At 48.2% G+C, this 20,208-nt stretch carries 17 protein-coding genes; 13 read left to right on the forward strand and 4 right to left on the reverse strand.

The window, feature by feature from the left end:
* The first annotated feature begins 113 nt into the window (after positions 1-113).
* From ACKKE8_RS10565 to yajC, 4 genes are all read left to right on the forward strand, one after another.
* The gene (locus tag ACKKE8_RS10565; protein ID WP_409178131.1) at positions 114-2,048 is read left to right on the forward strand and encodes a SpoIID/LytB domain-containing protein; all 1,935 of its coding nucleotides are present in this window, start codon (positions 114-116) and stop codon (positions 2,046-2,048) included.
* 43 nt (positions 2,049-2,091) lie between these two features.
* Positions 2,092-3,120, forward strand: coding sequence for a tRNA preQ1(34) S-adenosylmethionine ribosyltransferase-isomerase QueA (queA, locus tag ACKKE8_RS10570; protein WP_409178132.1), 1,029 nt, complete (start codon positions 2,092-2,094; stop codon positions 3,118-3,120).
* Between the two features lie 104 nt (positions 3,121-3,224).
* Entirely contained in the window at positions 3,225-4,355 is a 1,131-nt protein-coding gene (tgt, locus tag ACKKE8_RS10575) for a tRNA guanosine(34) transglycosylase Tgt (protein ID WP_409178133.1), read from the forward strand.
* A gap of 18 nt (positions 4,356-4,373) precedes the next feature.
* Positions 4,374-4,694: a preprotein translocase subunit YajC gene (gene yajC / locus ACKKE8_RS10580; protein ID WP_017247568.1), complete on the forward strand. Its 321-nt coding sequence runs from the start codon at positions 4,374-4,376 to the stop codon at positions 4,692-4,694.
* 49 nt (positions 4,695-4,743) lie between these two features.
* Here yajC and ACKKE8_RS10585 read toward each other — a convergent pair whose 3' ends face one another.
* Positions 4,744-5,160 (reverse strand): TIGR04086 family membrane protein, encoded by a 417-nt coding sequence (locus ACKKE8_RS10585; protein WP_409178134.1) that lies wholly within the window; start codon positions 5,158-5,160, stop codon positions 4,744-4,746.
* Between the two features lie 130 nt (positions 5,161-5,290).
* On the opposite strand from ACKKE8_RS10585, the gene corA reads away from it, so the two are divergent.
* Positions 5,291-6,268 carry a magnesium/cobalt transporter CorA gene (gene corA / locus ACKKE8_RS10590; protein WP_016739224.1) on the forward strand — a complete coding sequence of 326 codons (978 nt, stop codon included), beginning with the start codon at positions 5,291-5,293 and terminating at the stop codon, positions 6,266-6,268.
* A 68-nt stretch (positions 6,269-6,336) separates the two neighbouring features.
* Positions 6,337-7,050 carry a DUF421 domain-containing protein gene (locus tag ACKKE8_RS10595; protein ID WP_409178135.1) on the forward strand — a complete coding sequence of 238 codons (714 nt, stop codon included), beginning with the start codon at positions 6,337-6,339 and terminating at the stop codon, positions 7,048-7,050.
* 3 nt (positions 7,051-7,053) lie between these two features.
* On the opposite strand, the gene spoVB is transcribed toward ACKKE8_RS10595, so the two are convergent.
* Complete coding sequence (gene spoVB, locus ACKKE8_RS10600; RefSeq protein ID WP_409178136.1) at positions 7,054-8,640, reverse strand: stage V sporulation protein B; 1,587 nt, start codon at positions 8,638-8,640, stop codon at positions 7,054-7,056.
* Positions 8,641-8,727: 87 nt separating this feature from the next.
* Here spoVB and ACKKE8_RS10605 point away from each other — a divergent pair, with 87 nt between their 5' ends.
* The 7 genes from ACKKE8_RS10605 (at position 8,728) to dtd (ending at position 17,329) form a co-directional block, all read left to right on the forward strand.
* Complete coding sequence (locus tag ACKKE8_RS10605) at positions 8,728-8,964, forward strand: post-transcriptional regulator (RefSeq protein ID WP_409178137.1); 237 nt, start codon at positions 8,728-8,730, stop codon at positions 8,962-8,964.
* Between the two features lie 174 nt (positions 8,965-9,138).
* A complete protein-coding gene (gene secD / locus ACKKE8_RS10610) occupies positions 9,139-10,374 on the forward strand; it encodes a protein translocase subunit SecD (RefSeq protein WP_409178138.1) in 1,236 nt (411 codons plus the stop codon).
* Positions 10,364-11,296, forward strand: coding sequence for a protein translocase subunit SecF (gene secF / locus ACKKE8_RS10615; RefSeq protein ID WP_409178139.1), 933 nt, complete (start codon positions 10,364-10,366; stop codon positions 11,294-11,296). Before secD ends, secF begins: the two co-directional genes overlap by 11 nt.
* 115 nt (positions 11,297-11,411) lie before the next feature.
* Positions 11,412-13,760, forward strand: a complete 2,349-nt coding sequence (gene recJ, locus ACKKE8_RS10620; RefSeq protein ID WP_409178140.1) for a single-stranded-DNA-specific exonuclease RecJ — start codon at positions 11,412-11,414, stop codon at positions 13,758-13,760.
* 12 nt (positions 13,761-13,772) lie between these two features.
* Positions 13,773-14,285: an adenine phosphoribosyltransferase gene (locus tag ACKKE8_RS10625; protein WP_173608447.1), complete on the forward strand. Its 513-nt coding sequence runs from the start codon at positions 13,773-13,775 to the stop codon at positions 14,283-14,285.
* Between the two features lie 383 nt (positions 14,286-14,668).
* A complete protein-coding gene (locus ACKKE8_RS10630; protein ID WP_106839325.1) occupies positions 14,669-16,840 on the forward strand; it encodes a bifunctional (p)ppGpp synthetase/guanosine-3',5'-bis(diphosphate) 3'-pyrophosphohydrolase in 2,172 nt (723 codons plus the stop codon).
* A 51-nt stretch (positions 16,841-16,891) separates the two neighbouring features.
* Positions 16,892-17,329 carry a D-aminoacyl-tRNA deacylase gene (gene dtd / locus ACKKE8_RS10635; RefSeq protein ID WP_409178141.1) on the forward strand — a complete coding sequence of 146 codons (438 nt, stop codon included), beginning with the start codon at positions 16,892-16,894 and terminating at the stop codon, positions 17,327-17,329.
* Between the two features lie 144 nt (positions 17,330-17,473).
* Here the strand turns inward: dtd and ACKKE8_RS10640 are convergent, their stop codons facing one another.
* Both ACKKE8_RS10640 and ACKKE8_RS10645 read right to left on the reverse strand, forming a co-directional pair.
* Positions 17,474-17,968, reverse strand: a complete 495-nt coding sequence (locus tag ACKKE8_RS10640) for a DinB family protein (protein ID WP_409179091.1) — start codon at positions 17,966-17,968, stop codon at positions 17,474-17,476.
* Between the two features lie 234 nt (positions 17,969-18,202).
* Entirely contained in the window at positions 18,203-20,068 is a 1,866-nt protein-coding gene (locus tag ACKKE8_RS10645; RefSeq protein ID WP_409178142.1) for an SH3 domain-containing protein, read from the reverse strand.
* Positions 20,069-20,208 lie beyond the last annotated feature (140 nt).

The raw sequence follows: 20,208 nt of genomic DNA on the forward strand, positions 1-20,208 counted from the left end.
GCGTGCGGGCGTTTGGTCCCATTTTACGAAAAAGGCAGGAGATCAGCCGATGATTGTCGAAAAACATGGGAAGACATGCCAATTTTTGTTGAAAATCAGGTGGAGAAAGGACAATGGACGACATGAGAAAGAAATGGATGGGGAAAGTCCTTTCGGTGGGCCTGCTATCAGTAGTTCTCGTGGGAGGACAAGTACCAGCGCAGGCAGCCGGCGACAATATCAGGGTTGCGCTATTTGTGGATACAGGACAAGGCTATCGGGGAGTAGTTCCTTCCGTTACGCTAACGGCTGAAAATGGAATGGAAGTCGTACTCAATGGACCCGAGGGCAAGACAGATTTACCCGAATTAAAGGGAGATGCAACTCGTTACCGGGTTGATGAATATCATCTGATCGTTGCCGAAACAGGGGACTGGAATCGCGCACAGCAGATTGCACAGCAAATGAGCCAACGAAAATACGAGGGCTCCATCCAGGTGGCAAAGCGAAACGGTCAGACCCTTTATCAGGTCGTAAGCGGAACGTATGACACGTATCAGGCTGCTGCTAATCAGGCAAAAACGGTTGCCCAAGCAATCGGGCAGAATCCGCTGGTAAAAGGTCCACATCGACTCGAAGCGGGTAAATTCAAAAGCTTAAAAGAAGCACAAGAATGGCAAGCGTCATTTGAAGCAGCAGGTATTCCTGCTTATCCCGTGATGGTATCAGATGGGGATAAAGTTAAATATGCGGTTTGGATTGGCGACGAGGTTAGTCCTGATGCGGTCAAAGAATTGAAACGAAGAGCAAGTGCCGCATTTCCTTCTTTCTCCTATCAGGAGCCAGACAACCAAGCTTATGTTATATTGAAGCAGGATGTATACGGATCACCAGATGAAGTGATTTGGAAGTATGTATTCTCCCCACAAGTAAAGCTGACAGTTGAAGCGAATAAAGCAGGCGATGAATCGGTGATTGGCGTTGTGGAACGAGAGCAGCGCACCTATCGCGGTGAGATGGAGCTGTCGGAATACAATGGTCACTTGACGCTAGTAAATGAGCTTCCAATGGAAGAGTATCTGTATGGAGTCGTTGGCTCTGAAATGGCTCCAGGCTGGCCGATGGAAGCGTTGAAAACACAGGCGGTTCTGTCGAGAACTCGTGCTGTGTGGCAAGGCAATAAGTATGGAGTTGCCAATGTGTCCGATACGGTTTTCGAACAGGCGTATTATGGCTATACAAAAGAGTCTGATGATGTGCGTGAGGCCGTCAACGAGACAGAAGGCGAAATCATTTACTACCAAGGCAAGCCAGCCGAGTCGCTCTTCTATTCCAATGCAGGCGGTATGACGGCGGACGGCACAGAAGTATGGGGCAATCCGGTTCCTTATTTGCGATCTGTCGAGAGTAAAGACACGTATCCAATGGACAATGCGAGCGTATGGTATCGCGTGGCTTTAGCAGATGGATCGCTCGGCTATGTAAGAAATGATCTGGTAACCGAAACAGGCCAGAGCAATTCAGCGGGACAAAGAATGGCGGTCATTTCGACCGAGAATACCAATTTGCGCTCAGGTCCAAGTACCACGACGCATCGTGTGTTGTCCGTACTCCCTACTGGCGCAGAAGTAACGATCCTCTCAGAAGTAAAAGAAGAAAATGCGTATGCGTGGACACGTGGACCGTTTACCGCTACAGAGGTTGCAGCCATGATCAATGCCGCGCATGACAAGAACAAAGCTCCACGCATTTCAGGGAACGTAACGAGCCTGAAAGTGACAGAACGAGGTCCATCTGGACGGGTGATCGCGATGGAAGCAAACGGGACGCCGATCGTCGTTTCTTCACCGGATGCTTTCCGTTCTGTGTTTCAACAAGGTGGTTCCCCTCTGCGCAGCACCAAGTTTGAAGTAGAAATGATCAATGGGTCACAATTCATCTTCCGTGGTACTGGCTTTGGGCACGGACTTGGCGTCTCGCAATACGGAGCTCGTGCGATGGCAGAGGAAGGGTATGACTACAAAGATATCTTGCAACACTACTACCAGGATGTGACAATCGAAAAGTAAGTCGTTTGCCACAAGATCTACCGCAAAAAGGAGTAACGATTTCGTGGACGTGCAACAATTTGATTTTGATTTGCCGGAGCATTTGATTGCCCAGCACCCGTTAGAAGACCGAACTTCATCGAGATTGCTCGTGTTAGAGAAACAAACAGGTAATATCGTTCATCAGCAATTTACCAATTTAATCGATCACCTCCAGGCAGGGGATGTACTCGTCATGAATGACAGCCGCGTTTTACCTGCCAGATTAATTGGAGAAAAGGCGGAGACTGGTGCAAAAATAGAAATCCTTTTGTTGAAATCACTTGGTGACGATCGCTGGGAGACGCTGGTGAAGCCCGGGAAGCGGATGAAGCCGGGGACAGAAGTAGTTTTTGGTAACGGTCTTTTGCGTTGTGTTTGTGAAGATGTGACAGAGACGGGTGGACGAATCGTGCGCTTTTTGTACGAGGGAATCTTTTATGAGATTCTCGACCAATTAGGCTCGATGCCTTTGCCTCCGTATATTCACGCGCAACTGGAGGACAGTGAGCGTTACCAGACAGTCTATGCGAAGGAGCGCGGCTCTGCAGCAGCTCCGACAGCCGGACTTCATTTCACGAAGCCGTACTTGGAACAAATCGCTGCCAAAGGCGTACAGCTGGCTTACGTGACCCTGCATGTGGGCCTTGGGACTTTTCGCCCTGTATCAGCGGATTCCGTGGAAGAGCATGTCATGCACGCGGAGTACTATGAGATCCCCGCGGAAACAGTAGAGCTGGTGAATCAGGCTAAAGCAGAAGGTAGAAGAGTAATCGCTGTCGGGACGACATCATGCCGCACATTGGAGACAGTAGGTCGCGCGAATGGAGGAAAGCTGGTGGCAACCTCTGGTTGGACGGATATTTTCATTTATCCGGGCTACACGTTTTCCATCCTAGACGGGCTCCTGACGAATTTCCACTTGCCGAAGTCTACGCTCGTCATGCTAGTGAGCGCTTTGGCAGGAAAAGAGAATGTGATGCGTGCCTATAAAATGGCTGTGGAAGAGGAGTATCGCTTCTTCAGTTTTGGCGATGCGATGTTAATTTTATAAAAATGTGAACAACCCACCTGTTATTAGTCAGGTGGGTTTACTTCACCCAGAAGTTTTTCTATAATAGGTAAGACTTACATACATAGCTTGAGGAGTGCAAAGATTTGGCTGTACGCTACGAGTTAATCAAAACATGCAAACAAACTGGTGCACGTCTCGGTAAGCTACATACCCCTCATGGGACGATTGACACCCCTGTCTTTATGCCTGTCGGTACACAAGCGACAGTAAAGACGATGAGCCCCGAAGAGTTAAAAGCGATTGGCGCGGGCATCATCCTCAGTAATACGTACCATTTGTTTCTTCGTCCAGGGCATGAAATTGTTCGCGAGGCAGGCGGATTGCACGGCTTTATGAATTGGGACCGTGCCATTCTGACTGATTCCGGCGGGTTTCAAGTATTTAGCCTTAGCAACCTCCGCAAGATCACGGAGGAAGGAGTATCCTTCCGTTCCCACTTAAACGGAGAAAAGCTTTTTATTGGTCCTGAAGAGGCTACACAGATTCAAAACGCGTTGGGTGCCGATATTTTCATGGCATTCGATGAGTGTGCTCCTTATCCTGCGGAGTACGATTACGTAAAAAAATCAATGGAGCGAACAACCCGCTGGGCAGAGCGTTGCCTGAAGGCGCATACTCGTCCAAACGAACAAGCTTTGTTTGGAATCGTTCAGGGTGGCATGTTCAACGATTTGCGCGCACAAAGTGCACGCGATCTCGTTTCCATGGATTTCCCAGGATACGCGATCGGCGGTTTGAGCGTGGGAGAACCGTTTCCTTTGATGTATGAAGTGCTGGAGCACACCGTTCCACTGCTTCCGACAAGCAAAGCCCGCTATTTGATGGGGGTTGGTTCACCAGATGCTCTTATCGAGGGATCGATCCGCGGCATCGACATGTTTGATTGTGTGTTGCCGACAAGAATTGCCCGCAATGGGACATGCATGACAAGCCAGGGAAGACTGGTCATCCGCAATGCAAAATACGCGCGCGACTTTACCCCGCTTGATCCAAATTGCGATTGCTACACTTGCAAAAATTACACACGTGCTTACATCCGACACCTGGTCAAGTCGGAGGAAACCTTTGGCATCCGATTAACTACCTACCACAACCTGCACTTCCTGGTGAAGTTAATGGAACAGGTGCGTCAGGCGATTGCCGAAGACCGCTTGCAAGATTTCCGCGACCAGTTTTTCGCTCAATATGGATTGGGTGAAGATAGATCTTTTTAATCGAGGGGGATTTTTTTCATGGATGGCTTGACTCAGTTTTTACCGATTATCATCATGTTTGCGATTTTTTACTTCTTGCTGATTCGTCCGCAACAAAAGAAGGCAAAACAACGCAACGCTATGCTTGGTGCTCTGAAAAAAGGCGACAAGATCGTAACAATCGGTGGAGTGCATGGAACGATCCAAGACCTGTCTGATGATACTATCACTTTGCGTATTGCTCACAACGTAAACGTTACGTTCGATCGTGGTGCGATCAACAGCGTAGTTTCTTCCAGCAACGAACCTGCAAAGAGTGAACCAGCGAAAAGCGAAGAAGCAAAAGAAGAATCCAAATAATACATGCGAAAAGCAGGTGGGTAATCCACCTGCTTTTTTCTGTCTTGTTTTAGCGGCGAGGCTTGATAACTTTAGGTTTACCGCCTTTATGCTTGTTGTTGGAATTGGCCGAATTCACGCCGAGAATCCCACCTAACGCAGCCACTCCAAAAGCGCCGAACAAGAACAGGAAGGTCCCCCATTGCATAGGTGCGTCAAAGCCGAGGAAGCCAATCAAGATGATGAAAAGGAAGTAAGTGAGTCCGGTAAGTCCGCCGTAGTACCAGCCCTTGCCGCCGCAACGACGTCCAGTAACAAATCCCCCGATCAAGAGGGCAATGGCATTGCTCACGTACGTAAAATAGGGCAGCGTGCCTTCACGTATCGAGGTGAAGCTAAGGAGCAGGGTCGCGAGCAATGCTCCAATTAAAACAAGACATGTCGTATACAGTAGACCTGTCAGTACAGAGGTGGATGCACTTCGCACGGTATGTACCCCCTTATTGGAAGTGTTTGTACATCTATATGAGAGGCTTGGCTCACGTATTCATCTTCGCGTTGAACATTGATAGGAATTTTCGTATGATGGATGGGGAACGAGATGGGGGTGAGGAAGATTGATCAAAACGTACTTTTATAACCACTCTGAACAGAAGATGTTTCACGACGTTGATCTGTCAACCAAGGATCAATGGCTGAAATCACCAGAGGATTTGCTCTGGATCGATCTGTATGATGTGGGAAACAATGAACTGCCCTATATTGCCAAGATTTTCGACTTTCACCCGCTGGCAATTGAGGACTGCCTGCACGTCAGTCCACGTGCCAAGGTAGACAAGTACGATGACTACTATTTCTTCGTTTTTCACGCCCTGCGTTACAATGAAGAAAGCGATGACGAGATCACAACGGTAGAACTGAACGTTTTTCTCGGCCCTAACTACATCGTGACGATCCACAAGTCCCCGATGAATACCATCGGTCGGATCGCTGCCATGTGTCACCGCAACATTTCTTACTTGAACAGAGGTCCTGACTATTTGCTGTATGCCATTGTAGACGGGATTACCGATGAATATTTTCCCATTATTGATCGGATTAGTGTGCGGATTGACGAGCTGGAGGACGAGATTTATGAACATCAGATGGAGGAAATTACCGAAGAGTTCCTGGCGTTGAAGCGAACGATTATTTTAATCAGGCGTGTGATCATGCCGCAAAAAAGAATTTTCGCAAACGTCAACGGCCGTTACTCCTTCGATATTTCCGAGGAAAACGTTCCGTTCTACACCGACCTAACAGACCACTTGGAGCGGATTTCGGATTCAACGGAAACCTTCCGTGATCTGGTTAACGGTGCGTTGGATACGTACTACACCATTATTAGCGCCAAAACAACGGAGACGATGCGGGTTCTTACGATTATCTCCACGATCATCCTTCCGTTGACATTTATCACCGGACTATTCGGGATGAATACTTTCGCATGGCTGGGTGAAGAAGCCGAACCGTATATGCTGATCGTGGCACTCGTGATTATGCTAGCCATGACGTTTGCCATGCTTCACATTTTCCGCAAGCGAAAGTGGCTGTAATTGGTGCTAATACTTTCCCTGCCCCCTGTTGAACACTAGTATCAAATGTTCTTTGGGGGGCAGCGAAAGTGGATAATCTTACAATGGTGTTACTTCGCACCCTTTTCTCGTATTTTTTCCTCCTGATCTTAGTGCGGTTGATGGGAAAGCGGGAATTGGGAAAGCTGTCCGTTTTTGATGTAGTCATCTCGATCATGCTTGCAGAAATGGCTGCACTGGCGATTGAGGATGTCGATCAGCCTGCTCTTCGGTTTTATTTGCCGATGCTGTTGATTGCCTTATTGGAGGTCGCCTTCGCTTATGTGTCATTGAAGAGCAAGAAATTCCGCGATACAGTGGACGGCTCTGCCGATTTGATTATAGAAAATGGGCAAATCAGGGAGCAGGCGATGCGTCGCAATCGCTTGAACATGGATGATTTGATGGTACACCTGCGGCAGAAAGACGTAAAAAACATTGCCGATGTTGAATTTGCGATTTTGGAGCCAACCGGACAGATGAGTGTGTTTTTGAAGGAGCAAAAAGACAAGATCACAAGGGAAGATTTATCGTTGATGAGCAAGCCTCAAGTCGGTCCTGTTTCTTACAAAGGTCTGCCCATCCCACTGATTCTCGATGGCAAGGTGAGAACGGAGGCATTGAACAAGATCGGACAGAACCAGCTTTGGCTGAAACGAGAAATCCGGAAATACGGAATCAAAGACATTCGAGAGATTTCTTTTTGCAGCATTGATGAACGTGGAATCATGTATTTGGACAAAAAAGACAAGCCGCTACAGTGAGCGCTAGCGGCGAGGGAAGAACACGGCGAGTTGTTCGCCGATCCACGGAATGCGACGCACGTCTTGCTTGCCCAAGACGCGCATGGTGACGAGCAGGACAATGTACAGCAAGGTGCTAATGAAGGTGCTTGCAGTCAATAGCTGTCCAATCGATACGTCTATAAACCAGTGCTTGGCAATGTAAGAACCGGAATAACCCATGAGCAGCATGGCGACCGCGATTTTGCCGAATTCCCGAAGGTCGACCGTAAAACCAATTTTTTTGATCAGGCTGGCAAAATGCAATAACGTTCCAAGCGTAATGCCGATATTAAGAGCAATGACAGCGCCGTGAATGCCGAAAGCTGGATGCGCGGTGAAAAAAAACATGGCGACAGTCTTGACGATGGCACTGATCAGCGTATTTCGAAAAACGACCTGAGCGTAATCGAGGCCTTGCAAGGCAGCTGCAAGCGGTGCTTGGAAAAACAGGAAGACGGAGAACGGTGCCAGCTCTTTTAGCAGCACGCCAACCTCCCGATACTCATTGCCGTAGAGCAGGACACATAACGGTTCTGCAAAAATGGTGAGCAAGACGGTACAAGGTGCTCCGATGACGAGTGTAATCCGCATGGCTTGATAAATGCGGCGATGCACGAGTGGAGCATTTTTTTGATAGGCCGCTTCAGCCACGGCAGGAACGAGGGAAACGGACAAGGAATACGTTAAAAAAGTGGGAAAAAGTAACAAAGGAACGGCCATTCCGGCAAACTGTCCGTACAACCCAGTAGCCGTCGAGGTGGTAAAGCCTGCGATGACGAGCGCGTACGGTACGAGCATTGGCTCTAACACGTAAGCAATGGAGCCGATGATGCGGCTAAGCGTGACAGGGAGTGCGACATGGATGAGTTGCGACAAGCTCTTTTTGCTTGCTGAAACCGTCATAAGAAGAGGCTTATCCAGAAGCTGGGCTGCTGCTTTTTTGCTGCCTTTACGATACTGCCAGAGAATGTACAAGAGTCCGGCGGCTTCTCCAAAAATAATGCTGGCGACAGCCCCTGCTGTGGCGTACTCAATGCCTGCCGAAAGAAACGACATCGTCATGACAACGACCAGTGCCATTCGGACGATTTGCTCCACAAGTTGAGAGACGGCAGTAGGGATCATGTTTTGCTTGCCTTGGAAGTATCCTCGCAGGACAAGAGATATGCCGGAAATCGGGATGACCGGAATGGCTGCAAGCAGAACAATGTGTGCACGAGGGTCCGCGAATAGCATTCCAGAAATCCATTGAGAGAACAAGAGGAGCAGGACACAGATGAAGAGGCTGATCCCGCCGGCGACCGATAAGGCTAGTAACAGAAATCGGCGAGTCAGCCGCGGATTATTAGCCGCTTCCGTCTCTGCCACTTGCTTTGCAATGGCAACCGGAAGTCCGAATGTCGTCACAGTAATCAGAAAGTATAAAAGGGGCACAACCATCTGATAAAGCCCCATTCCTTCCGCTCCGATAATGCGCGACAACACGATCCTGTGAGCAAAGCCAAACACTTTGGTAATGCCACCAGCAATAATGAGGATGACCGTTCCGTAAAAGAAGGATTGTTTCATGGAAGGCTCCTTTGCAAGGATAAATTCACTCAGTAAAGAATATGGACGTGCCGCTGTCGGCATGACTACTTTGAGGGGGAAATTGGGATGGACCAAGCGCAAAAACAGGAATGGTATGGGCAAGTCGCAAGTCTTTGTGTAAGCAAGGCAGAGGAATTTGCTCTCTTGGGGTACGACAACGTGGCACCTGAAGACGTTTGGGAATGCGTCACGAATGGCTATAAACAAATGCCACCGATTCACCAGCTTGTCAACGACATTTTGTCCTTGAAGCCTAACAAGTATATGAATTACCTCATGATTCAAATGTACAAAAATTCTTAGTGAAACTTCTTCCTATCTAAATCGTATAGGTAAAAATGCGCGATGCAGATAAGGGGTTGGTTACCATGGTTCGCTTTTCCAGCATGAATTGACACGTTTTTTCTTACTTCGCTATAATGGGCATATTGGTTTTCGTGTCGACGACGAGGCACGGCTAGGAAAGAGGGGTATTACATGATTAAATGGAGCAGACTTGTTTTGTTCCTGGTAGTGGTGGGCTTGTTGGGCGGTATGTTTACCACGACTGGACAAGTAGCAAGCAATATCACACTAGGATTGGATCTAAAGGGCGGCTTTGAGATTTTGTATCAGGTAGAGCCCCTGAATGAAGGACAAAAGGTCGATACAACATTATTGGCCGCAACAGCGCAAATGGTTGAAAAACGGGTGAATATCGGTGGCGTTACCGAACCAGAGGTAAACGTCGAGCTGCCGGACCGAATCCGCGTGAGGATTGCCTCCCATGATGCTGATCAGGAAAAGCTTCGTGAGTTGATCGGCAAACCAGCCGTACTTACGTTCCGTGACGTAGAAGGCAAGACGTTGATGCAAGGTAGCGATTTGGCTCCAGGGGGAGCAGCAGTCGGTTACGACGAACTGAAAAGACCGTTGGTTACTGTCAAATTTAAAGAATCGAAACTTCTAGAAGACGTGACTCGTGCAAATCTTGGTAAGCCAATGGGAATCTTCCTAGATGATACAATGCAGACCAATCCGACGATTCAGTCTGTCATTTCCGGTGGTAGTGCACAAATTACCGGTAACTATACGCAAGAATCGGCGCAAGAGTTGGCTGACTTACTTAACTCCGGTGCAATGCCGGCCAAACTGATTGAGAAACAGGTAACATCTGTAGGGGCTACGCTTGGTGCGTTGTCCTTGGAAAAAACCTTGTATGCAGGATATATCGGTGGAGCCTTTATTTTCCTGTTCATGCTGGTGGTTTATCGTTTGCCAGGTTTGGTTGCGAATCTTACATTGGCAGCTTTCATCTATCTCTCCCTGCTCTTCCTGGATTGGATGGATGCGACGCTTACACTGCCAGGGATCGCTGGTTTCATTTTGGGAATCGGGATGGCCGTGGACGCGAATATTATTACCTACGAACGTATTCAGGAAGAGATCCGTTCCGGTAAGACGATTCTATCTGCATTCCGTGCAGGTGAACGACGTTCCTTGGTCACCATTTTGGATGCACAGGTTACGGCTATGATCGCAGCTGTGGTATTGTATTTCTTCGGGACTAGCTCTATCCAAGGCTTTGCGATTATCTCGATGCTGACAACGATCGTAAGTATTTTTACAAACGTTTTTGCCTCTCGCTTCCTCCTCGGCTTGTTGATCCGTACGAACCTATTCAAGAAGCCGTCTTGGTTCGGGGTAAAGGAGAGTGAAATTGGTGAGTTATAGAGCACTGGAGTACGCTGATAAGTACAACATTGTAAAAAACCGTAAAAAGTTTTTTGTGATTTCATTGATTATTCTTGTGTTGGGCCTGCTGTCCATGTTCACTCTTGGGTTGAATCTCGGGGTTGATTTTAAAGCAGGTACACGTCTGGATATGTATATCGGCAAAGAGTTCTCGACGACTGATATTGATGCGATCGTCCAGGAAAAGCTACCGGAGACACATTTTACAAATGCGACAGCATATGGGGAAAAACAAGCTTTTACACGCTTTGAAGAAACCATTCCACCGGAAAAGTTGACGGAGATTGAACAGGCATTGAAAGCCAAGTACGGTGATCAGGTAACCAAGCAAGAGTCTACGGTTGATCCAATTATTGCACAAGAATTGGTACGCAATGCGGGACTGGCAATTTTGTTCGCTGCACTTGGGATTGCCATCTACGTAGCGTTCCGCTTTCAGTTCTTGATCGGGGTCGCGTGTGCGATTGCTCTCTTGCATGACGTATTTATCCCGATCGCATTGTTTTCCGTGTTTCGACTTGAGGTTGACTTGACCTTTATCGCAGCGATCTTGACCATCGTTGGTTATTCTTTGAACGATACGATTGTTATTTTTGACCGTATCCGTGAAAATCAACGCACGATGAAGACCAAGACAATTGAAGATCTGGAACACTTGGTAAACGTGAGCTTGTGGCAGACAATGCGCCGCTCTGTCTTTACTGTGGTAACCGTTTTGGCGACAGCCGTTGCGATTGTGTTCCTGGGAAGCGAAGGGATTCGCAACTTCTCCCTGGTACTGATCTTCGGATTGCTCAGTGGTTCCTACTCTTCGATCTTTATCGCTGCGCAAATCTGGGTCTCTTTGAAAAAGAGAGAAATGAACAAGAAGCGCTATACAACTGCTCCAAACGAAAGCTAATCCGAAAGCCGCGGGGATATTCCCGTGGCTTTCTCCTTTTTTTACCGGAGAAAGCCTCACTATTGTCAGGCTTGTGCTCCATCCTCTATAATGAATGAGGATTGGAGGAAAGCCCATGCTGAAAGCGAAAACACGCTGGAAACTGGCCATCTATGATGAGCAGCTTGCTGCTAGTATTGCCGCAGATTGCCAGCTTACTCCGCTCGTATCCAAGCTACTGGTGATACGTGGCATTGACACATCACAAAAGGCTCGTGATTTTTTGCAAGCCGGTCCAGAATTGTTTCATGACCCTTACTTGCTGGATGGAATGGAACAAAGCGTGCATCGCATTCAACAAGCCATTCAAAGGCAAGAACCGATTTGCATATACGGCGATTACGACGCCGATGGGGTTAGCTCCACATCGCTTATGGTACATCTACTGCGCCAACTCGGCGCTGTTTTTGACTACTACATTCCCAACCGTTTTACAGAAGGGTATGGGTTACATAAAGACGCATTGGCGCATCTGCATCAGAGCGGCTATAAGCTGATCATTACTGTCGATACAGGGATCAGTGCAGTGGAGCAGGTAGCGTACGCGAACCAGTTGGGTCTTGACGTCATTGTAACCGACCATCACGAACCTCCGGCAATCATCCCGGAGGCATTTGCTGTGATTAACCCCAAGAAGCCCGGCTGTTCGTACCCGTTTGATATGTTGGCGGGAGTGGGGGTCGCCTTTAAAGTGGGGCATGCCTTGCTGAAAGAACCGCCACTGCATTTGGCTGATTTGGCGGCATTGGGGACGATAGCGGATCTGGTGCCGTTGGTAGATGAAAATCGTATTCTTGCTCGTGCAGGATTAAAGCGCTTAAATCATACAAGGAACCTTGGTCTGCAAGCCTTAATCCGAGTTTGTGGGTTGGCTGATACCGAGCTGTCTGCGGGACATGTAGGCTTTGCGCTAGGACCGCGTCTCAATGCAAGCGGAAGGCTGGAGACGGCTGAATCCGCTGTGAAATTGCTGACGACTTCGGATATGGATGAAGCTGAGAAATGTGCCCAGGCGCTGGACGACTTAAACCGCGAACGTCAGGAAATCGTCGCAGCGATGACTGAGGAAGCTGTACAGATGGTGAATGAGCTGTATCCGCCAGACCAGAACAATGTTCTCGTTCTGGCTAAAGAAGGCTGGAACGTGGGCGTGGTAGGGATCGTAGCTTCCCGATTGGTCGAGCTTTTTTACCGTCCAACGATTGTGCTTGGCATTGATCCGGAAAAAGGAACGGCAAAAGGTTCGGCAAGAAGCATTGCAGGTTTTGATATGTATGAAGGTCTGACTGCTTGCAAGGAATGGCTACCGCACTATGGCGGTCATACCATGGCAGCGGGGATGACGTTGCCTGTAGAAAATCTCGACTTATTACGCCACAAATTAAACGAGCTCGCTGGAGAGTGGTTGTCGGCTGAAGACTTTACGCCGATGACCAAAGTGGACGTTGCGATGAGCATGGAAGAGATCAGCTTGACCGCGGCGGAGCAACTCGAACAGCTCGCCCCATATGGAATGGGGAATCCAACACCGCTCGTTTTATTAGAAGAAGTAGAAACGCAAGGGATGCGCACCATTGGGCGCGATGACAATCATTTAAAGTGTACATTGAACAAAGCGGGAACCTCTTTGGATGCAATTGGCTTCAACTGGGCACATGTAACAAAGAGAGTAACGCCGAAGGCGCGTTTTCACGTATTGGGAGAATTGTCTGTAAACGAATGGAACGGAAATCGAAAGCCTCAGCTGACGATCCGTGATTTGTCTGTTGGACACCAGCAAGTGTTTGACTGGCGAGGCAGTCGTGACAAGATAGAGAAATGGCAGCAAGTGATGGCGGAGTCGAATTCGGTGACCATTCTGTTTCGCGAGGAAAGCTATGAGCCATTGGCAGCGAAAGCGGCAAGTGATCAGGTGAGTTCCTTGTTCGTGGTTGGTCGAGAGGAGACGAATATCACAGCCTCTTCCAACGTGATTTTATATGATTTGCCGAAGCATCGTTCCGAATTGGAAGTGGTTCGTGTCTTGCTCAAACAAGCGGAGCGAATATACTGCTTGTTTGGTGATCCGGATTTGGGAATGGAGCGGCTTTCCTGTCCGGGCCGGGATCATTTTAAACAGTTGTACCAGTTTTTCGTCCAGGTGCCAACTGTTAAAAAAATCCATATGGATGCATTGGCCAAAAAGCTGCAATGGAAAAGAAATCTATTGGACGGCATGATCGCCATTTTTATGGAGCTGGAGTTTTTAGTAGAAGAAACCGAGCAGTACACACTCAGGGCCAACACTGCGAAAAGGCCGCTCGAGAGCTCTATGCTCTACGCGAATTGGAAGGAAGAGGCACAGCTTGCTACGGATTTATTGCTTTCTTCTTCTGATGCAATGATTCAAGCGCTTCATCAATTGGTGGAACCAACCACTGTTTAGGAGGAATTTTTCATGGATTTTAAACAATACATTCGTGTTATCCCAGATTTTCCACAGCCAGGTATTCGTTTCAAGGACATCACTACTCTGTTGAAGGATGGCCCTGCTTACAAAGCTGCGATTCAAGACTTGGCTGTCTTCGCACGTGAAGTACAAGCAGACGTGATTGCGGGTCCAGAAGCACGTGGATTCGTAGTAGGTGCTCCATTGTCGTATGAAATGGGAATTGGCTTTGTGCCGATCCGCAAGTCTGGCAAGCTGCCATATGAATCCATCAAGGCGGATTACGACCTGGAGTATGGAAAAGATGCACTGGCTGTACACGTAGATGCTATCCAACCAGGTCAGCGTGTTCTGATTGCAGACGATTTGCTGGCGACAGGTGGAACCATTGAGACAACAATCAATTTGATTGAGCAACTCGGAGGCAAGGTAGTCGGAGCTGCTTTCTTCATCGAACTGTCCTACTTGGATGGACGTAGCAAAATAGGTGAAATTCCTGTCAAATCGCTCGTTCAATATTAATTGATGCAACAAGGAAAAACGGGTGAAATGCCCGTTTTTTTCTTTTTTCTGCGGCTGTACATACTTTACAGGGGAATTCAGCTTTACAAGACGAACGACATACAAGATAATAGTATGAAATAGACAGACATGATACGTGCAAGTAAGCCTTCGCCTGCGCCAAAAGACTTGGCAAAGCCCAAGTTTTCTAGACGTATAGGAAAGTTCAAGTGCTTCACAGTGCGAAATGCGTCCAGGCTTAAACTTTCCGGAGCGCATCACGAAGTGCCTCAGCGTCTGCTTCCGGCAATACTTCGGTGAAACTTTCCGCTATAATGCGGTCGCTCCTCCGTGAGAAGGCCTCGATCGAGGTTATTTTACTGAGAGGATAAGGGAAGGGAACTATGATTACCGGCATTGATGAGGTAGTAAAAAAAGCAAGCACATATTTATCACAATCGGATTTGGACCTGATTACACGTGCCTATCAGCTTGCCGAAAAAGCGCATGAAGGGCAAATACGCAAATCAGGCGTTCCTTACATTATGCACCCAATCGCCGTGGCGGGTATTCTCGCAAACCTGCATATGGATGCCGTTACGATTGCGGCTGGATTTTTGCATGATGTCGTGGAAGATACCGAGATTACGCTTGATCATCTCCGTGAGCAGTTCGGACCGGATGTAGCTCTCCTGGTAGACGGAGTGACCAAGCTGGAAAAAATTAAATACAAGTCCAAAGAAGAGCAGCTCGCCGAAAACCACCGCAAGATGCTGGTTGCCATGGCACAGGACATCCGCGTCATCATGATCAAGCTGGCAGACCGTCTGCACAACATGAGGACACTTCGGCATATGTCCGAGGAGAAGCAACGTGAGATTTCCGATGAAACGCTAGAAATCTTTGCGCCACTTGCCCATCGCTTGGGGATCGCTTCCGTCAAATGGGAACTAGAAGATACGGCACTTCGGTATTTGAATCCGCAACAGTACTATCGGATTGTGAATTTGATGCAAAAAAAACGGGTAGAGCGTGAAGCCTATCTGAATGAAGCATCGGATACAATCAGAGAAAAGCTGGGCGAGTTAAATATCGAGGCAGAAATTTCGGGACGTCCGAAGCATATCTATAGCATCTTTAAAAAGATGACGAGACAAAACAAGCAGTTCAATGAGATATATGACCTGCTTGCGTTGCGGATCATCGTGAATGACATCCGCGACTGTTATGCGGTTCTCGGTATCGTACACACCCTGTGGAAGCCGATGCCAGGCAGATTCAAAGATTACATTGCCATGCCAAAGACGAACATGTACCAATCACTCCATACTACAGTGATTGGTCCAAAAGGTGAGCCATTGGAAGTGCAAATCCGCACTTGGGATATGCACCAAACAGCTGAGATCGGGATCGCGGCTCACTGGGCGTACAAGGAAGGCAAAAGCATCGTGCAAGGCTCGTTTGCAGAGAAGCTGGGCAGTCTGCGGGAGATTATCGAAGGTGGATCGGAAGAAGCTCCGAACGCGCAAGAGTTCATGGAGAGTCTCAAGCAGGATCTTTTCTCCGATACGGTTTTCGTCTTCACGCCAAAAGGCGATGTAGTCGAGCTGCCAAAAGGCTCTGTACCGCTGGACTTCTCCTACCGGATTCACTCTGCGGTAGGAAACAGAACGATCGGCGCCAAAGTGAACGGCAAGATCGTACCACTCGACTATGCGATGAAAACAGGCGATATCGTCGAAATCCTGACCTCCAAGCATTCGTACGGTCCTAGTCAGGACTGGCTAAAGATGGCCAAATCCGCGCATGCTCGCAATAAAATTAAACAGTGGTTTAAAAAAGAGAAGCGGGAAGAGAATGTCGCCAAGGGTCAGCAGATGGTGGAAGCGGAGATCAAGTCGCGCAGCTTTGATGTAAAAGAAGCGATGACGGAAGCGAACCTGAAGGAAGCGGCAGCCCGGTTTAATTTCCAAGGGGCAGAAGACATGTTTGCCGCAGTCGGTTATGGCGGCATTACGGCATCGCAAATTACGACTCGTCTCCTAGACAAACTCCGTCGGGAGCGCGAAGAACAAAACCCGACCATTCCTGAGGTCAAACCGAATCCAGCAAATCGTTCTGCCAAGAGTGAGTCTGGCGTCAAAGTCCGTGGCTTGGATAATTTGTTGGTCCGTATTTCTCGTTGCTGTACACCTGTCCCGGGCGACCAGATTATCGGTTTCATTACAAGAGGTCGTGGGGTATCGGTGCATCGACTGGACTGTCCGAACGTACTGACAGACGAATGTACAGAGCGTCTGATTGATGTCGAATGGGATACCGATTTCAAACATAATTTCCATGTAGAGATCGAGATCACGGGCAATGATCGGAGCGGACTGTTAAACGATGTATTGCAGGTTGTGGCAGAGACAAAGACGAACATTGCGGCTGTCAGTGGCAAGTCCGATAAAAATCGAGTGGCAACGATTCATATGACGATCTCGATCAGCAATGTGGATCATCTGTTGAAAGTAGTAGAGCGCATCAAGCGCATCAAAGATATTTATTCAGTTCGCCGGATACTGAGCACCTAATCCCTCGTGGATTGGGTGTTCTTGTTTACATAACAGGAAGGATGAGTCACTGTGAGGGTTGTCGTACAAAGAACGAGAGAAGCGAGTGTTACCGTAGCAGGTGAGGTCGTCGGACAAATTGAACACGGCTTAATGCTACTGGTAGGAATTACGCATGAAGACACAGAAAAAGAAGTAGAATTTGTCGCAGACAAAATTGCGAACTTGCGTATTTTTGAAGACGAGGAAGGCAAAATGAACTTCTCTGTATTAGACAAGGGTGGTCAAATTTTGTCCGTATCACAATTTACTCTGTATGGCGATTGCAGAAAAGGCAGAAGACCCAACTTCATGGCTGCCGCACGACCAGAGCAGGCAGAACCGCTGTACGAGCTGTTTAACGCCAAGCTGCGTGAAAAAGGGCTTCAGGTGGAAACAGGACGCTTTGGCGCAATGATGGACGTACGTCTGTTGAATGATGGCCCAGTCACATTGATTGTGGAATCGTAAACACAAGGATCAGGGGGAATGAAAGCATGCATGCTTTCAGAGGTCTCCCGCTGGCTGGCTCGCCGTATTAATCCATATCGCGAAGTCAAAAACAAAAACGATTGCCGAATGCAATCGTTTTTGTCGTTTCAGTACTGAATCGGGTCAGTGAATGAAATTGGTTGAAGGGAGAATCAGATTTTTGCCAATCAGGTTTGCGGAAATCGGCTTTTTCCCGATTTCTCGTGCCCATATCGATAGCTGCCCGAGATGGTGGATTTCATGAGCGATCATGTGTCGCATAATTTCACCCCATGTGTACGTAGCGATGCTGCCGTCTGGCTTCGTATCCTGAAAGTCTCTTGTTTCCATACTTTCATCCCAATTGCGCAAAAATTGAAGCACATCAGGGCGAAAAGTTGCCTCCAGCTCACGAACGTTTTCCAACCGGTTGTGAAGGTCGAAGCTTTCTTGAAAATCCGGCCTTCCCAGCATGACTTGAATCCAGCTCCACTCTACATCAATAACATGGAAGAGTGTGTGCAAAATACCCCCGACACCACCGAACCGCAGACGAAGCAATTCTTCCATCGGAACATCCTCACACCATTTCAGCCATTCTTCACGAACCATCCAATTGTACTCAAACATGGTTTTAATAGAAATCACTCCATTTTCAAAGGTTAACTTGTGATCACCTGCGTCCATACCGTGCGTTTGCTGATGTTGTGATTGTTTTTCATCCGTCATCACTCCTTTCGATGCCTTATGATATTCGCAAATCCTTTCGGAATTCCTGCCTGCCTTGATACGATCGGATGCGCTAAAAAGAAACCCCCATAGGAGAGAGCTTGAGCCAGCTTCTTTCGCATGGGGGTTTTGGTGAGAGAGGGATCAGCCTCCCTGATTGCTTTGTGTATTAAAGTACTGGACAATCCCTTTGAACAGACCTTCCGCTGCAAGATCCTGCTGTTTCTCGGAACGTGCGCGAATCTCATCGTTGTAGTTGGATAAGAAGGAGATCTCGGCCAAAATGGATGGCACCGGGTTTTCGCGTAGAACGAAATAGTTTCCGTACCGATAATTCATGTCCTTGTAGTTCGTCGCTTTCACCAGTTCCGTTTGAACCAGGGAGGCGAGCTTGCTAGAGTTACCTTGGCTGTAGTAGAAAATAATCGAGCCATTCGTTGCAGAGTTTGGATGCGTATTATGATGGACGCTGACAAAAATATCAGCCTGATTTTGAATTGCGATGTCGACGCGTTGTTGCAGGGTCAGCTTGCGATCATCAGCCCGTGTCATGATGACTTTGGCACCTGCCGATTCCAGCTTGTTGCGCAGGAGCAGAGATACTTGCAGATTGACCGTTTTTTCTAAAGTAGAGAAGCTGGAGCCAGTCGAACCACCATCTGTGCCACCATGTCCAGCATCGACGACGATAACTTTGCCGGCAAGATCATTACTGCGTACTACTGCTTGTGCACCATTAGCAGAAACGAGCCAGCCTGCAATGTAGCCTGTGGAGCCGTCAAGGAAGTTAACTTGGAACCACTCGCCTGATTTATTGGCAATCCCGTATTTCTCGCCAGGCTGTACCTGTTTGATAACATCGTGATCGGTACTCGGACCAGAACGAACATTGGTATCTGGATTCATGATTGTCACGTATGGGCCATTCGGAGTAGGTATGTTTGGTTGATTCACTGTAATATGCCAGCCTGCCACCCAGCCAGTTTTTCCGGCCGCTGTGTTGATACGATACCAGTCTCCACGACTCTCCAAAACAGTCAGCTTGCTTCCGACTGGAAGTGTAGCTTGAATAGCACTGGTTGTATTCGGTTCACTGCGCAGATTCAATCCGTCCGTTTTTACTGTGGCCGTTTGACTTGAAGAAGATGGTTGCCCTGTCTGAGGTGGCGTGCTTCCATTTCCATTTTCGGGCAGAGTCGGTTGACCTGTGTCCGGGTTAGTTTGATCGGTGGAGAGCCAAGCGTTGACTCCATCGTAAGGGAATTGAACCCAACCATTTTGTCTGTTCAAGACCGTGATTTTCTCGCCCGCATGTAGTTGACCGATAGCAGGTGTACTGGCATCTGGCGTGGCGTATACGTACGGAGCGAAATCCAAGGTTAGGCTGGCTCCTTGTACGGCAGGAGGCTTCGTTTGTGAGACTGTGCCCGCAGGATTGGTTGCTGGGGGTGTGCTACCAGTAGAGGGTGGAGAAACTGCTTGTCCCGTACCTGCTTCTTTTACAAGCCAGTTCGCGACCCAGCCTTTTGTTCCTGCGTTGAGTTGAATTTGGATCCATTCGCCACTCTGTTGCACGATAGGGTAGCGCGTACCTGGATTGATTGTTTGTACAACTGCATATGTCTGACCGGGTCCAGAACGAACATTGACACTGGTCGTGGTACTCTCTACTTGCTTGGCAGATGTAGTTGCTGGTTTCAGTTGTTGCTGTTTCTGTTGTTGCTGTTGCTGCTGTGTGTTGACGAGCCAGTTCGCTACCCAACCGCTTTGACCGTTCGGAAGCTTTACCTGAATCCACTCATTTTTGGTGGAGATGACGGGCAGCACAGTTTTGTTCGGCAGTGTAGTGACGATAGCGTCTTGGAGGCTAGGACCTGAACGGACATTGAGCTTGTCCACGGTGACCTGAACAGAACCGGCGGCCCAAGCTGCAGAAACGGGGAGGGAAATGGCACAGACGACAGTCAGGAGACTCCTCAGGATCTTTTGACGAACAAACACGATAGACATCCTTTCCGAAATACGTAGCTTTTAGAATTCATTGCGATCTTGCATGTTTTTACCAAAATAATCACTTCGCTATTTCTCCTGCTTTTTCCTGCAAAAAACGACAAAGTTCTGCATCGGTTCCCTGATTGCTTTTCAGCTGG

Origin of the sequence: Brevibacillus fortis, from assembly GCF_046196545.1 — a bacterium.
GTDB classification, from domain to species: Bacteria; Bacillota; Bacilli; order Brevibacillales; family Brevibacillaceae; genus Brevibacillus; species Brevibacillus fortis_A.